Origin of the sequence: Sterolibacterium denitrificans, assembly GCF_900174485.1 — a bacterium.
In the GTDB taxonomy this organism is placed as follows: Bacteria; Pseudomonadota; Gammaproteobacteria; order Burkholderiales; family Rhodocyclaceae; genus Sterolibacterium; species Sterolibacterium denitrificans.
Genome location: NZ_LT837803.1, coordinates 1,835,676 through 1,852,033 on the forward strand (window position 1 = coordinate 1,835,676; position 16,358 = coordinate 1,852,033).

General features: G+C 69.1%; 1 protein-coding gene (only partly in view). It reads left to right on the plus strand.

All coding sequences use genetic code 11. The annotated features are described in order from the left end of the window. Nucleotides 1-16,358, plus strand: partial view of a non-ribosomal peptide synthase/polyketide synthase gene (locus SDENCHOL_RS08425; RefSeq protein WP_154716824.1) — the 5' portion only. It continues 4,336 nt past the right edge of the window; only the first 16,358 of its 20,694 coding nucleotides appear in the window; its start codon is at nt 1-3; its stop codon lies off the right edge, out of view.

Here is a 16,358-nt window from a genome sequence, read left to right on the forward strand (position 1 = left end):
TTGAAGACGCTGACCGACATCCTCATCAACGCAGCAACGCATACGCCGGCGCGGCGGATCGTGTTCGCGCAGCGTGACGGTCGGGATCAGGGCTACGGCTATGCCGAGCTGTACGCGCGGGCGCGGCGGGCGCTGGCCTGGCTGCAGGCGGCGGACGCGCGGCCGGGGCAGCGGGTGGTCGTCCAGTGCCAGTCGGCGCAGCGGCAGATCGAACTGTTCTGGGCCTGCGTGCTGGGCGGCATGGTGCCGGTACTGCTGCCCAAAGTGGCATCGTGGCGGCGCGATTCCGATGCGGCGCGCAAGCTGGCCGGCGTCCTGCGCGTGCTCGACGCTCCGCTGCTGCTGGTCGATGCCGATCAGGAAGTCGTCTATCGGACAGGCGAAGCGCGGCCGCTGGTGGCAGGCTGCCGCTGGTTGGTCGATGACCCGGCGGCCGGCAATCTGGATGCGGCGGCGGCGCGCATCCATGAGGCGCGGGAGGACGATCTCGCTTACCTCCAGTTCTCCTCGGGCTCCACCGGTCAGCCCAAGGGCGTGCGTCTGACACATGGAAATTTATTCTGCAACGTCAAAGATATAGCGGATATAGTTAAAGCTGTTCAAGAAGAGTCTACGCTGAGCTGGATGCCCTATTATCACGACATGGGGCTGATCGCCTTCCATCTCGTGCCGCTGTATCGCGGCATGGGCCAGGTCAAGCTCGATGCCGCCGAGTTCATCGCCGAACCGCTGTTCTGGCTGCGCCAGATTGCCAGGCACCACGCCGAAGTCGTCAGTTCGCCGAATTTCGGCCTGCAGCACGTGCTCGACCGGGTGAGCCGGGCGGATCTGGCCGGTCTCGATCTGTCCTGCGTGCGCCTGCTGTGCAATGGCGCCGAGCCGATTTCGGCGGATGTGATGCGGCGCTTCTGCGCGCTGCTGGCGCCGGCTGGCTTCCGCCGCGCGGCGATGTTCCCGGTGTATGGCCTGGCCGAGGCCTGCGTGGCGGTGACTTTCAGCCCGGTTGGCAGCGAGCCGCGGGTGCATCGCCTCGACCGCGAGCTGCTCACCGGCGAAGGCCGGGCGGTGGGTGTGGCGACGGATGAAGCGCCGCCGGCCGGGGCGATTGAATATGTCGATGTCGGCTATCCGCTGCCTGCCGTGGAATTGCGCATTGCCGGCAAGCGGGGCGGGATACTGTCCGCCGGGCGGCTCGGCGAGGTGCAGATCCGCGGCGCTAGTGTGACGGCGGGTTACGAAGGCGAGGTCGGAGTTAACGAGGCGTTGTTTACTGCCGACGGCTGGCTGCGCACCGGCGATCTGGGGTTTCTCAAGGCAGGACGACTGACCATCGCGGGCCGTCTCAAGGATGTCATTTTCCTCAACGGCCGCAACGTCATGGCCGCCGACGTCGAGCGCATGCTGGGCGAGCGCTTCGCTCTCAAGGAAGGCGCGGTTGCCGTCTGCGCGGCCACGGAGGCAGCGTCGCAGCAGGGCGGGCGCGAGCGCATCGCGATTTTCATCGCTACCCGGCGCAAGGCGGATTTTCAGTCCTGGGCAGAGGAAATCCGCCAGGCGGCCGAGGATTATCTCGGCCATCCGGTCGATTGCGTGCTGGCTTTGCCGCGCCTGCCTCGCACTTCCAGCGGCAAGCTGCAGCGCTACCGACTGGCGCGCGACTGGGCGGCGGGTGTGTATGACGACCAGTGCCTGCCTGCCGGGCGGCCGGCAGGCAGGCAGGATGGCGGTGTCGAAAACAATGACGCCGCCGCTGCCGAGGCAACCGCCGAGGCGCTGCGCCGGATCTGGGCCGGAGTGCTGGGCTGCGCGGCCGACGAGATCGGCCTCGACACGCCATTCACCGCGCTGGGCGGCACCTCGGTCAAGGCCGTGGAAATGCTCGCGCGGGTGGAGGAACACTGCGGGCGCGTGCTGGGTTATCCCCTGCTGATCGAATGCCGGACGATCCGCGATGTGCTGGCCTATCTGGCCCGGCAAGCTGATCCGGCGGCGCCGCTGCCGGCGCCAGTCCCAGCTCCAGCCACTGTGCCCGCGCCCGCTGCCAGTCAGACGCGGATTGCGATCATCGGCCTCGCGGGGCGTTTTCCCGGCGGCGCCGATCTGGAGGAATTCTGGGCGACCCTGCGCGATGGCCGCTGTGCCGTCGCCCCGGTGCCGGTCGGGCGCTGGCAGAGCGCGCAGGGTGACTATGCGATGGGCGCGCTGCCGCAGATCGACGCTTTCGCCGCCGATTTCTTCGGCATCGCGGCGGAAGAAGCCTGCATCATGGACCCGCAGCAGCGGCTGATGCTGGAAGTCGCCTATAGCGCGCTGGAGGACGCCGGTTATGCCGGCCAGCGCCTCGACGCGCAACGCGCGGTGGGCGTGTATCTGGGCGTCAGCAGCAACAGCTATCTGGAAGAAATTCAGTTGCGCCGCGCCAGCCAGGGCGAGGGTGCAGACGCGGCGCAATTGCGCCATCCGCTACTGATGCCGGCCAACCTGCTCAATCTCATCGCCGCGCGCATCGCCCACAGCCTGAATCTCAAGGGGCCGGCGCTGGCCATCGACACCGCCTGTTCCTCGTCGCTGGTGGCGCTGCAGCAGGCCTGCAACGATCTGCTGCTGGGCAATTGCGATCTGGCGCTGGCCGGCGGCGTGAATCTGCTGCCGACCGCCAGCGCCCATGAACTGCTGGCCCAGGCCGGCGCGCTGTCGGCGGATGGCGTCTGCCGCGCCTTCGATGCCGAGGCCAACGGCATGGTGCCGGGCGAAGGGCTGGGGCTGGTGGTGCTCAAGCCGCTGGCGCGCGCGCTGGCCGACGGCGACCGCATCGAGGCGGTGATCGATGCCGTGGCGGTGAATAACGATGGCCGTTCGATCGGCATCATGGCGCCGACGCCGGAAGGCCAGGAGGCCGTGCTGCGCCGCGCCTACCAGCGGGCCGGCGTGGCGCCGGCGCAGGTCGGCTACGTCGAGGCGCACGGCACCGGCACGCCGATCGGCGACCCGATCGAGGTGCGCGCCCTGGCGCGGGTCTTCGCCGAGGCCGGGCGCGGCAGTTGCGCGATCGGCAGCGTGAAGACCAATATCGGTCACCTGCTGGCGGCGGCGGGGATCGCCGGGCTGATCAAGGTGCTGCTGGCGCTGCGCCATGAAATGCTGCCGCCGTCGCTGCATCTGCGCACGCCGCACCCGCGCGTGCGTTTCGAGCGGACGCCGTTCCATCCGCTGACCGCGCCCCAGCCCTGGCCGCGCGGCAGCACGCCGCGCTATGCGGCGGTAAGCTCGTTCGGCTTCGGCGGCACCAATGCGCATCTGGTGTTGCACGATCTGCCGGCGTTGGCATCGGCATCGGCATCTGCATCTGCATCTGCATCTGCGCCGGCGCAAGGCGGCCCCTGGCTGTTGACGCTGTCGGCGCGCAACGCGGCGGAACTGGCGCGCATGCGCGCGGAACTGGCGGCGCATCTGCGCCGGCATCCCGAATTGCGGCTGCTCGACGTCTGCTACAGCCGGGCCGCCGGCCGCGCCGAGTTCGCGCAGCGCGTTTGCTACCGGGTCGGCACGCTGGACGAGGCGGTCGAAAAACTGACGCAGGCAGATGGCGTTGAATCACTGGCCGCGCCGAACGTGCCGGATGCGTTGGCCGCGCGCTGGCTGGCGGGCGAAAGCATCGACTGGCAGGCGCTGTACCGGGATAGCGGGGCGCGGATCGTGGCGCTGCCCGGCTATCCTTTCACGCGCGGCCATTACTGGTTGCCGCCACGTCAATCGGCGCCGCCAGCCGCCGGCCAGTCAGCCTTGGCTGGCAAGGCCGCGGACGCGGGGATGGCATTGCCGGCTGCGCATCTGTCTGCCGGTGCGCCGAGTCCGCGGCGCGGCGGGATGGCCCCGAGCGATCTGAGCGAACTGACCGCGCTAATCGAAAACACCCTGCAGGCGATCGGCGTGCCGGCCGGCGATGGCCGGCAGTCGTTCGCCGTGCTGGGCATGGATTCCATGCTGGCGCTGAAGGCGAGCAACCTGCTGCAGGACAGCCTGGGCTTCGCCCTCTCGCCCACCCTGCTGTTCGAGCAGGATACGGTCGAGCGGCTGGCGGCGTTTCTCTCTGTGGAGCTGGCCGCCCATGCCGTCGCAGCCGTCATGCCGGCACTGCCAGTGGCCAAACATTACGCGCTGTCGCATGCCCAGCAGCGGCTGTGGTTTCTCGAACAACTGCAGGAGTTGGCAGGAAGCACGGCGACGGCAGGTGAGGCGGGTGAGCCGGGCGAGGCGCTTGCCCTCTACAACGTGCCCAGCGTGGTGCGTCTGCGCGGGCCGCTCGATCCGGCGCGGCTGGAGCGGGTCTTCAACGAAATCGTCCGGCGGCATGAAACCCTGCGCACCACTTTCATCGCCGTTGCCGGCGAGCCGCGTCAGATCATCGCCGAGGCGCTGCCGCTGCGCTTGCCGCTGCGTGATCTGAGCCGTCTGGCGGTCGGGCGGCGCGAAGCCGAAGTGCAGGCGCTGGCCCGCGCCGATGCGCGGCAGCCTTTCGATCTGGCCAGCGGGCCGCTGCTGCGCGCCACGTTGCTGCGCCTGGGTGAGCGCGAGCACGTGCTGCTGCTCAACATGCACCACATCATTTCCGACGGCTGGTCGCTGCGCGTGCTGGTGCAGGAAGTCGCCGCGCTGTATGCCGCCTGCGGTGCCGGGCAGCCAATGTCGCTACCCGCGTTGCCGGTGCAGTACAAGGATTACGCCGACTGGCAGCGCCGGCAACTGGCAGGGAGTTTGCTCGACAGTCAACTGGATTACTGGCTGGCGCGGCTGCGCGGCGCGCCCGCCCTGCTGGCCTTGCCGACCGATCGCCCGCGCCCGCCGCTGCAGGCCCATCGCGGCGCGCGCCTGCCGTTCAGGCTGGATCGCCATCTCGCCGCCTCCCTGCAGGAACTGGCCAATCGCAGCGGCGCCACGCTGTTCATGGTCTTGCTGGCCGCTTTCCAGAGCCTGCTCGCCCGTTACAGCGGGCAGCGCGACATCTGCGTCGGCACGCCGGTGGCCAACCGCAATCGCAGCGAGATCGAGGGACTGATCGGTTTCTTCGTCAATATCCTGGTCATGCGCAACGACCTGGCGCCCGAGCAGACTTTCGTCGAGCTGCTGGCTCAGGTGCGCGAGACGGCGCTGGGTGCGTTCGCCCATCAGGATCTGCCCTTCGAGCAACTGGTCGAGGCGCTGCAGCCCGAACGCAATCTGGGCCACAGCCCGGTCTTCCAGGTGCTGTTCGTGCTGCAGACGCTGCCGCCGCAAGCGCTCGCCGCGCTGGATCTGGCGTTCGAGCCCATCGAGGTCGATCCCGGCGTCGCCCAGTTCGATCTGAGCCTGAGCATGCGGCAGGAGAGCGATCCGGCGGACGGCATGACGGCCTTCTTCGAATACGACAGCGATCTGTTCGACGCGGCGAGCATGCAGCGCATGGTGGCGCATTTCGTCCGGCTGCTGGAGGAAATCGTCGCTCGGCCGCAGGCGCGTCTGGCCGAGCATGCGCTGTTGAGCGAGGACGAGCGCCGGCTGATGTTCGAGGCGTGGAACGCGACCCAGGCGGACTATCCTGCCGACCAGAACTTTGCCCAGCTTTTCGAAGCCTGGGCCGCGCGGCAGCCGCAGGCGCCGGCCGTCAGCTTTGGCGAGACCAGCCTCAGCTACGCCGAGCTGGATGCGCGCGCCAACCAGTTGGCGCGGCATTTGCGGGCAAGCAGCCCGACGCTGGGGCCGGACGGCATCGTGGCGATCTGCCTCGAACGCGGCCTGGAAATGGCCGTCGCCCTGCTCGGCGTGCTCAAGGCGGGCGCGGCCTATCTGCCGGTCGATGCGGATTACCCGGCCGAGCGCATCGCCTGGATGCTCGACGATGCGCAGCCCTGCCTGCTGATCACGCAGCGTCAACTGCGCGCCGCGTTGCCGCCGCATCCGCTCGCGGTCGTCGAGATCGACACGGACTGGCCGCGCATCGCCGCGCAGGCGACGAGCCGCTTGCCGGCTGAAGCGGTTGCGCCGGGGCCGGATCATCTGGCCTATGTCATCTACACTTCGGGCTCGACCGGTCGGCCCAAGGGCGTGCTGCTGCCGCATCGCGGCCTGTGCAATCTGGCGAGCTGGCAGGGGCGGTTTTTCGGGATTGGTCAGGCGAGCCGGGTGCTGCAGTTCGCTTCCTTCGGTTTCGACGCCTGCACCTGGGAATTCGCCATGGCGCTGGGCAACGGCGCCAGTCTGCACCTCGCGCCGCGCGAGCAGTTGCTGCCCGGCGCGCCGCTGGGTGAGTTCATCCGCCGCCGGGCGATCAGCCATGCCACGCTGCCGCCGGTGGCGGTCGGCGCCTGGACGGAAGCGGATGCGGCGGCGCTGCCCAGCCTGCGGACCCTGGTGGTGGCCGGCGAAGTCTGCCCGCTGGCGCTGGCGCGGCGCTGGGCGCGGCGCGTCGATTTCTACAACGCCTACGGCCCGACCGAAACCACGGTCTGCGCCAGCATCCATCGCTGCGCGGCGGAGGCGGAGGGGGGCGACGGTCTGCCGTCCGTTCCCATCGGCAAGCCGATCGCCAACACGCAGATCCATATCCTCGACGAGCGGCTGCAGCCGGTGCCGATCGGCGTGGCCGGCGAAATCCACGTCGGCGGCGTGGGCGTGGCACGCGGCTATCTGAACCGGCCCGAATTGACGGCCGAGCGTTTCATTGCCGCGCCGTTCGGCGCCAAAGCCAGCACACGTCTCTACAAGACCGGCGACCTGGGCCGCTGGCGGGCCGACGGCAGCATCGAATACCTCGCGCGCAACGACCAGCAGATCAAGCTGCGCGGCTATCGCATCGAACTGGGCGAAATCGAGGCCCGGCTCGGCGAGCATCCGCAGGTGCGCGACGCCGCCGTTCTGTTGCGCGAGGATGGGCCGGGTGCGGGTGAATCGGGCGAGAAACGCCTGGTGGCCTATCTGACGGCCCGGAGTCAGGGCGCGCTGGATATCGCCGAACTGAAACGGCATCTGCGCGGCCTGCTGCCCGAATACATGCTGCCGGGCGCTTTCGTGCTGCTCGACGATTTTCCGCTGACCGCCAGCGGCAAGCTCGACCGCCAGGCGCTGCCGGCGCCGGCACAGCGCATCGACCCGGCGCGGGAATACGCCGCGCCGCAGGGCGAGCTGGAAACGCGCATCGCCGCGATCTGGCAGGAGATTCTCGGCATCGAGCCGCCGGCCCGCGTTGGCCGCCACGACAACTTCTTCGACCTCGGCGGCCATTCGCTGCTGATCGTGCGCGTGCTCGAAGGCTTGCGCCAGGCCGGTTTCCCGGCCCATGTGCGCACGCTGTTCCAGCATCCGACGCCGGCCGGTCTGGCCGCCGCGCTGGCCGGCGGCGCGGGCGGGGAAAATGCGTTGTCACAGTCGCAGTCACAATTCAGCGTGCCGGCCAACCGGATTCCTCCCGACTGCGCCGCGATCACGCCGGAGATGCTGCCGCTGGTCGAACTGAGCCAGGAACGGATCGACCAGCTCGTCGCCACGGTACCGGGCGGCGCGGCCAACGTGCAGGACATCTATCCGCTCGCGCCGCTGCAGGAAGGCATCCTCTTCCACCACCTGCTGGCCGGGGAAGGCAAGGCCGGCGATGCCTACATCCTGCCGGTGCTGCTGGCCGCCGACGGCGCCGCGCAGCGCGATGCCTTCCTCGCCGCGCTGGCCGCCATCATCCAGCGCCACGACGTCCTGCGCACGGCCATCCTGTGGGAAGGTCTCGCCCAGGCCGTGCAGGTGGTGCATCGCCGGGTGGCGTTGCCGGTCGAGGAGATCGCGCTCGATCCAGCGCGGGATGCGCTGGCGCAGATGCAGGCGCGCATGGCGCCGCAACGTCAGCGCATGGATTTGCGCCGCGCGCCGCTGCTGCACGTCCAGACGGCGCGCGACGGCCAAAGCGGCCGGCATTACCTGCTGCTGCAACTGCACCACATCATCAGCGATCACGTTTCGCTGGAAATCGTGTTGCATGAAGTGCTGGCCAGCTTGGCCGGCCAGGCCGCGCAACTGCCCGAGCCGCTGCCTTATCGCAACTTCGTCGCCCAGGCGCTGGCACTCGAAGCGCAGGGGCAGGGCCGGGCCGCCGAGGCATACTTCCGCAGCCGGCTGGCCGACGTCGACGAGCCGACCGCGCCGTTCGGCCTGCTCGACGTGCATGGCGACGGCAGTCGCATCGAGGAAGCGCGCCAGACGCTCGATCCGCAACTGGCGCAGCGCCTGCGTCAGGCCGCGCGCCGTCTCAGGCTCGGCGCGGCCAGCCTGTTTCATGCCGCCTTCGGCCTGCTGCTGGCGCGCACCAGCGGGTCTCGCCATGGCTGCGACTGTGGCGACGTGGTGTTCGGCAGCGTGCTCTCCGGCCGGCTGCAGAATACCCAGGGCGCCGGCCAGGCGCTGGGCATGTTCATCAATACCCTGCCGCTGCGCCTGCAGCTTCAGGGCTTGAGCGCCCGGCAGGCGGTCGAACACACGCAGCGCGAACTCGTCGAACTCCTCCAGTACGAACAGACGCCGCTGGCCCTGGCGCAGCGTGCCAGCGGCCTGCCGGCCGCGACGCCGCTGTTCAGCGCCATGCTCAACTACCGGCACAGCGAATCCGGCGCCGGCACGCGGCTGTTCGGCGGCAGCGGCATTGAAATCCTTGCCAGCCAGGAGCGCACCAATTATCCGTTCACAGTGAATGTCGATGACCTGGGCGAGCGCGATGGCTTCGTGCTCACCGCCCAGACCGACCGCTGCGTACAGCCGGCGCGCATCAATGCCTATCTGCAGACCGCGCTGGAATCGCTGGTCGAGGCGCTGGAGCAGACGCCGGAGCGGCCCGTTGCCGAACTCGGCATCCTGCCCGCCGCGGAGCGAGGGCGGCTTCTCGATGGCTTTGGTCGCATCGGCAGCGGCTTTGCGCAGAACCGCCTCATTCACAGCGCGTTCGAGGAACACGCCGAGCGCCAGCCCGAGGCCGTCGCCGTCAGTTGCGAGGGCCAGCACCTGACTTACGGCGAACTCAACCGGCGCGCCAACCAGCTCGCCCATCACCTGATCGCGCAAGGCATCGGGTCGGAGTGCCTGGTGGCCCTCTGCGTCGACCGCAGTCTGGAAATGATCGTCGGCTTGCTGGGTATCCTCAAGGCCGGCGGCGCCTATCTGCCGGTCGATCCGGGCCATCCGGCCGAGCGCATCGCGCATGTGCTCAACGATGCCGCGCCCGCGCTGATCCTCAGCCAGCACGCCCTGCGCGAACGCCTGCCGGCGGGCAGCGGGCGGATCGTCGCGCTGGATGCGGACTGGCCGACCATCCGGCAGCAACCCGCGCGCAATCCCGATCCGCGGCGGATCGGCATCGCGCCGGGCAGCCTGGCCTACGTCATCTACACCTCGGGCAGCACCGGCCAGCCCAAGGGCGTGATGATCGAGCATCGCAACGTCACGCGGCTGTTCGATGCCACCGCCGACTGTTTCCATTTCGACAATCGCGACGTGTGGACGCTGTTCCACTCCATCGCCTTCGATTTCTCGGTCTGGGAAATCTGGGGCGCCCTGAGCCATGGTGGCCGTTTGCTGATCGTCCCGCAGGAAACCACTCGCGATCCGGTCGCCTTTTACCGCCTGCTGTGCGATGAGCGGGTGAGCGTGCTCAACCAGACGCCCGGTGCCTTCCGTCAGTTGATTGCCGCGCAGGGCCAGTGCTCGGAAGCGCATCGCGAGCACGCGCTGCGCTGCGTCATTTTCGGCGGCGAAGCCCTGGATCCGTCCAGCCTGCGGCCCTGGATCGCCCGCAATGATCCCGAGCGCACCCGGCTCATCAACATGTACGGCATCACCGAGACCACGGTGCATGTCACCTGCCTGCCGCTGACGCGCGCCGACATAAATGAGGAGGACGGCGACAAAGCCGGACAGGGCAGTCCGATCGGCGTGGCGCTGCCCGATCTGCAGGTCTGCCTGCTCGATCCGGATCTGCAGCCGGTGCCGGTCGGCGTGCCGGGCGAAATCCACGTCGGCGGCGCCGGTCTGGCGCGCGGGTACCTGAACCGCGCCGAGCTGACCGCCGAGCGTTTCATCCTCCATCCGTTCGCCGGCGAGGCCGGCGCGCGCCTCTACAAATCCGGTGATCTGGCGCGCTGGCGGGAGGATGGCACGCTCGAATACCTCGGCCGCAACGACCAGCAGGTGAAGATACGCGGCTATCGCATCGAGTTGGGCGAGATCGAGGCGCAGATCAAACGCATCCTCCATGCCGCATCCGGGGCCACTCCCAGCCCCGATGAGGTGGTGGTGATCGCCCGCGAGGATCGGCCCGGCAGCAAATCCCTGGTGGCCTACCTGGGCTGCCGGGCGGGCGATGCGGATGTCGAAGCGCTCAGGCAACGCCTGCGCGGCGTGCTGCCCGACTACATGCTGCCCAGCGCCTGGGTCGTGCTCGAACGCCTGCCGCTGACCGCCAACGGCAAGCTGGACGTGAAGGCGCTGCCGGCGCCCGCGTTCGAGGGACGGGCGGGCGGTGGTCCGGAAGATGAAGAACCGCGGAATGCAACCGAGCGGCAACTGGCGGCGATCTGGCAGGCGGTGCTGCAGCTCGACAACGACATCGGCCGCCACGACAGTTTCTTCGACCTGGGCGGCCATTCGCTGCTGATCGTGCAACTGCTCGAACGCCTGCGCCAGGCCGGCCTGACGGTCGAGGCGCGCAGCATTTTTGCCTGGCCGACGCCGGCTGCGCTGGCCGCCGCCATTGCCGCCGGCCAGGCGGGGTCGTCCCGCTCCTCTCTCTCCGCGAGCGTGCCGCCCAACCTGATTCCGCCGCAGTGCAAGGCGATCACGCCGGAGATGCTGCCGCTGGTGCGCCTGAGCCAGGAGGAGATCGACCGCGTGCTGCGCACGGTGCCGGGCGGCGCGGCCAACGTGCAGGACATCTACCCGCTCGCGCCGCTGCAGGAAGGCATCCTCTTCCATCACCAGATGATGACGCAGGGCGATACCTACATCCTGCCGACCCTGCTCAGGATCGCCACGCCGGCGCAATGCGAGGCTTTTCTCGACGCGCTGCAGCGGGTGGTGAACCGTCACGACGTCCTGCGCAGCAGCATCGTCTGGCGCGATCTGGAGCGGCCGGTGCAGGTGGTGCATCGCCACGTCGAGCTGCCCGTGGAACGCTTCACGCTCGATGCGCGGCGCGACGTGCTGGCGCAACTCGACGAGCGCATAGCTCCGCGCCGTCTGCGCATGGATCTGCAACAGGCGCCGCTGCTGCGGGTTCATCTTGCGCAGGAGGGGCAAGCCTGCCATCTGGTGCTGCTGCTGCATCACATCGTCAGCGACCACGTGTCGATGGAAATCCTGGTGGCGGAAGTCTTCGCCCTGCTGCAGGCCGGCGGGGATGAAGCTGCGGCGCAACTGCCGACACCGCTGGCCTATCGCGATTTCGTCGCCCAGGCGCTGGCGCAGCGCGATCAGGATGCGGCGGAAGCATTCTTTCGCGCGCGGCTGGCCGAGGTCGACGAACCGACCGCGCCGTTCGGCCTGCTCGACGTGCATGGCGACGGCAGCCAACTGGAGGCGCGGCGCATCGAGCTCGACCCGGCTCTGGCCGAGGCGCTGCGCCAGGCCGCGCGCCGGCATCGGGTCGGCGTGGCGGCGCTGTTCCATACCGCCTGGGCGCTGCTGCTGGCGCACTGCAGCGGGCGCGACGACGTGGTGTTCGGCAGCGTGCTCTCTGGCCGGCTGCAGGGCATGGCCGGCGCGGACCGCATGCTGGGCATGTTCATCAACACGCTGCCGCTGCGCTGCCGGCTGGCCGGGGCCGGCGTGGCGGCAGCGCTCGAAGGGATGCAGCGCGAACTCGTCGAACTGCTCAGGTACGAGCAGACGCCGCTGGCCCTGGCGCAGCGCACCAGCGGCCTGCCTGCCTCGACGCCGCTGTTCAGCGCCGTGCTCAATTTCCGTCACGGCGCCCTGGGCGAGCCGCCGGTGGACAGCGGCATCGAGCTGATCGCCAGCCATGAGCGCACCAACTATCCGCTGACGCTGTCGGTGGATGACCTGGCCGATCCGGGCAAGGGCTTCGCGCTGACCGCGCACGTCGAACCGCGGATCGGCGCGGCGCGCATCCTCGGCTATCTGCAGACCGCCTTGCAGGCGCTGCTGCGGGGATTGGCGGAGGCGCCGGAGCGGCCATTGCTGGCGCTGTCGATTCTGCCCATCGCGGAGCGGCAACGGCTGCTGGACGAGTTCAACGCGACGGCCGTCGATGTTCCACCCCTGCGCGAGGACGGCAACGACATCCAGCAAACGATAGCCGCGCAGGCGCAAAAAACGCCGCAGGCCATCGCCGTGGTGCATGAAGGGCGGCAACTGAGCTATGCCGAGCTCGATGAACGCGCCACGCGCCTGGCGCATCTGCTGCGCGATCTGGGCGTGGGGCCGAACCGGCTGGTGGGCATCTGCTGCGAGCGCGGCCTGGACATGGTGGTGGGCCTGCTGGCCACCCTCAAGGCCGGCGGCGCTTACCTGCCGCTGGATCCGGCCTATCCGGCGGAGCGACTGGCCTTCATGCTGGCCGATGCCGCGCCGGTCGTGCTGCTGACCCAGACCGGGCTGCTGCCGCGCCTGCCCGCGGAAACGCAGGCGAACCTGCGCGTGCTCTGCCTCGACCGCGACCAGGATCAGGCGGAGATCGCGCGCCAGCCGGCCACGTCCACGTTCACGCCCACCTCCCGGCCCGACGATCTTTTCTATCTCATCTACACCTCGGGCAGCACCGGGCAGCCCAAGGGGGCAAAGGTCAGCCGGCGCGGCTTCGGCAACCTGATGCGCTGGTATCTGCGCGAATTCGCCTTCACCGCCGCCGACCGCATTCTGTTGATCAGCTCCTTCAGCTTCGACCTGACGCAGAAAAACATCTACGCCGCCCTGATGGCCGGCGGCCAGCTCCATCTGCCGCGCGAGGGCTACGAGCCGCAGCATTTCGTCGAATTCATCGAGCGTCACGGCATCACCTCGGTGAATTGCGCGCCGAGCGCTTTCCATCCGCTGCTGCAAGTGCCGGGCAAGACCCGCCTGGCCAGCCTGCGCCAGGTGATCTTCGGCGGCGAATCCATCCGCCTGCAGGAGCTGCGTCCCTGGCTGGCCGGCCTGGCGGAGGCGGCGCCACGGATTCACAACGCCTATGGGCCGACCGAATGCACCTCCGTGGCCAGCCATTACCGCTGGCAGCCCGATGCCGCTGCGGATATGGAGGCCGATACCCTGCCCATCGGCCGGCCGATCGACAACGTGCGCCTGTATGTGCTCGACGCGCGGCGGCAGCCCGTGCCCATCGGCGTGAGCGGCGAAATCTGGATCGGCGGCATCGGCGTCGGCCTGGGCTATCACCAGCGCCCCGAGCTGACCACCGAGCGTTTCCTCGACGATCCCTACCACGATGCGCCGGGCGCGCGGATGTATCGGAGCGGCGATCTGGGCCGCTGGACGGCCGACGGCCTGCTCGAATACCTCGGCCGCAACGACCAGCAGGTGAAGATCCGCGGCTTCCGCGTCGAACTCGGCGAGATCGAAGCGCAACTGCTGCGCCATCCGATGATCCGCGAGGCGGCGGTCGTCGTTCGCGAAACCTCGCCCGCCGACCGGCAACTGGTCGCCTATCTGGCCTGCGAGGAGCAGGCCGCGCTCGACGTCGAATCGCTGCGCGATGAACTCAGGACGAGGCTGCCCGATCACATGCTGCCCGGCGCCATCGTCAGGCTGGCGCGGCTGCCGCTGACGCCGAACGGCAAGCTCGACCGCCGGGCGCTGCCGGCGCCGACGCGAGACAACCAGCCGTTGCGGACGCAGGAACGCGCTGCCCCGCAAGGCGAGATGGAAGCCTTCGTCGCCGGCATCTGGCAGGACATACTGCACGTCCCGCAGGTGGCCCGCGACGACAATTTCTTTGATCTGGGCGGCCATTCGCTGCTGGCCGCGCAGGTGGTCGCGCGCATCCGGCAACTGCTGGGCCGGGAGCTGCCAGTGCGCGCGATTTTTGAAGCGCCCGAATTGCAGGCTTTTGCCCGCCGCCTGGCGGGCGCGGCGGACAGCGACGATCTGCCGCTGGCGACCGCCGACCGCAGCCAGCTGCTGCCGCTGTCGTGGTCGCAGCAGCGGCTGTGGTTCATCGACCAGTTCGAGCGCGACGGGCAGGGAGCGCAGGGCAACAGCGCCTATCACATCCGTGGCGCGCTGCATCTGGCCGGCCGGCTCGACCGGCAGGCGCTGCAGGCCGCGCTGGACGGCATCGGCCAGCGCCATGAATCCCTGCGCACGGCTTTCCTCGCCGTGGATGGCGTGGCGACGCAAATGATCGTCGCGGCGGCAGACTGGCCCGGCTTTCCGCTCGACAGCGCCGACCTGTCGGCCCTGCCGGCGGCGCAGCGCGCGGATGAAGCCGAGTGCCGCCTGGCGCAGATGGCCGGTACGCCCTTCGATCCGGCCCAGGCGCCGCTGGCGCGCGGCGTGCTGCTCAAGCTGGCGGAGGACGAGCACATCCTGGGCATCTGCATGCACCACATCATCGCCGATGGCTGGTCGATGAGCATCCTGACGCGGGAATTCGCCGCGCTGTACGGCGCCGGCACCGATGCCGACATCTGCCGGCAGGACATGCTGCCCGAACTGCCTATTCAATATGCCGATTACGCCGTCTGGCAACGTCGCTGGCTGTCCGGCGAGCGCTTGCGGCAGCAGCTCGATTACTGGCGGGCGCAACTGGACGGCGCGCCGCTGCTGCTCGAACTGCCGACGGATCATGCGCGGCCGGCGCGGCAAAGCCATGCCGGGGCGAGCCTGCCGTTCAGCCTGGGCCGCGAATCAACCGCCGGCCTGCGGGCGCTGGCCCGACGCCATGCGCTCACTCCGTTCATGGCGCTGTATGCCGGCTGGGCACTGCTGCTGGCGCGTCTGGCCGGCCAGGATGAAGTCGTCATCGGCGTGCCGTTGGCCAATCGCCGGCACGCCGAAACCGAAGGGCTGATCGGCTTCTTCGTGAATACGCTGCCCTTGCGGCTGCCGCTGGCCTGGAACGCCACGCTCGGCGATCTGCTGGCCATGGTCAAGGCGCGCGTTCTGGACGCCTACGCGCATCAGGATCTGCCTTTCGAGCAAATCGTCGAAGCCGTGCAGCCGCCGCGCAGCCTGAGCCACAGCCCGCTGTTCCAGGTGATGTTCGCCCTGCAGAACACGCCGTCCAGCGACTTCGAACTGCCCGGCCTCGAACTGCGCCGGCAGCCCATCGCGCAGACGGCGGCGCATTTCGATTTGACGCTGATCCTGCAGGAAGCCGGCGACGACATCGTCGGCGAGCTCGAATACGCCACGGATCTCTTCGAGCGCGCCACCATCGAGCGCTGGATCGGCCATCTGCGCACGCTGCTCGACGCCATGGCTGCGGAAGAAAATGTGACGCTGCCGATCGGCCATCTGCCGCTGCTCGACGCGCGGCAGCGCGAGGCCATCGTCGAGGGCTGCAACGCCACGGCCACCGGCTTTCCGCAGGCACTGTGCTTTCACCAGTTGTTCGAGGCGCACGCGCAACGGACGCCGGAGGCGCTCGCCGTCGATTTCGAGGGCGAGCAACTGAGCCATGCCGAACTCAACGCGCGCGCCAATCGACTGGCGCATCATCTGCGCACGCTGGGCGTCGGGCCGGATGTCCTCGTCGCCGTGTGCATCGAGCGCAGTCTGGAACTGGCGGTCGCGCTGCTCGGCATCTTCAAGGCCGGCGGCGCCTATGTGCCGGTCGATCCGTCCTACCCGGCGGCGCGCATCGCCGGCATGCTGGCCGACGCCGCGCCGCGCGTGATCCTGACGCAGGCCGCGCTCCGGCCGCTATTGCAGGCGGCCGGCGCCCGTGGCGAACTGCTTGCGCTCGACGGCGACTGGCCGCGCATCGCACGGCATGAGCCTGATAACCTCCAGCCCGCCGCGCTGGGCCTGACGCCCGGGCATCTGGCCTACGTCATCTACACCTCGGGTTCGACCGGCCAGCCCAAGGGCGTGATGCTTGCGCATCGCGGCCTGGTCAGCCTCGCCGCCGCCCACGTCGACATGCTGGCGCTGGGGCCGGACAGCCGCGTGCTGCAATTCGCCTCGGCCAGCTTCGATGCCTGTACCTGGGAATTCGCCATGGCCTGGGCCAGCGGCGCATCGCTGCACCTGGCCCGCCGCGAGCGCCTGATGCCGGGCGAGCCGCTGCTCGACTACCTGAACTCGCAGCGCATCACGCACGCGCTGCTGACGCCGGCTGCTCTGGCGGCATTGGACACGGCGGCTGCCGCATCGTCTCAATCCCGCGCCCATCT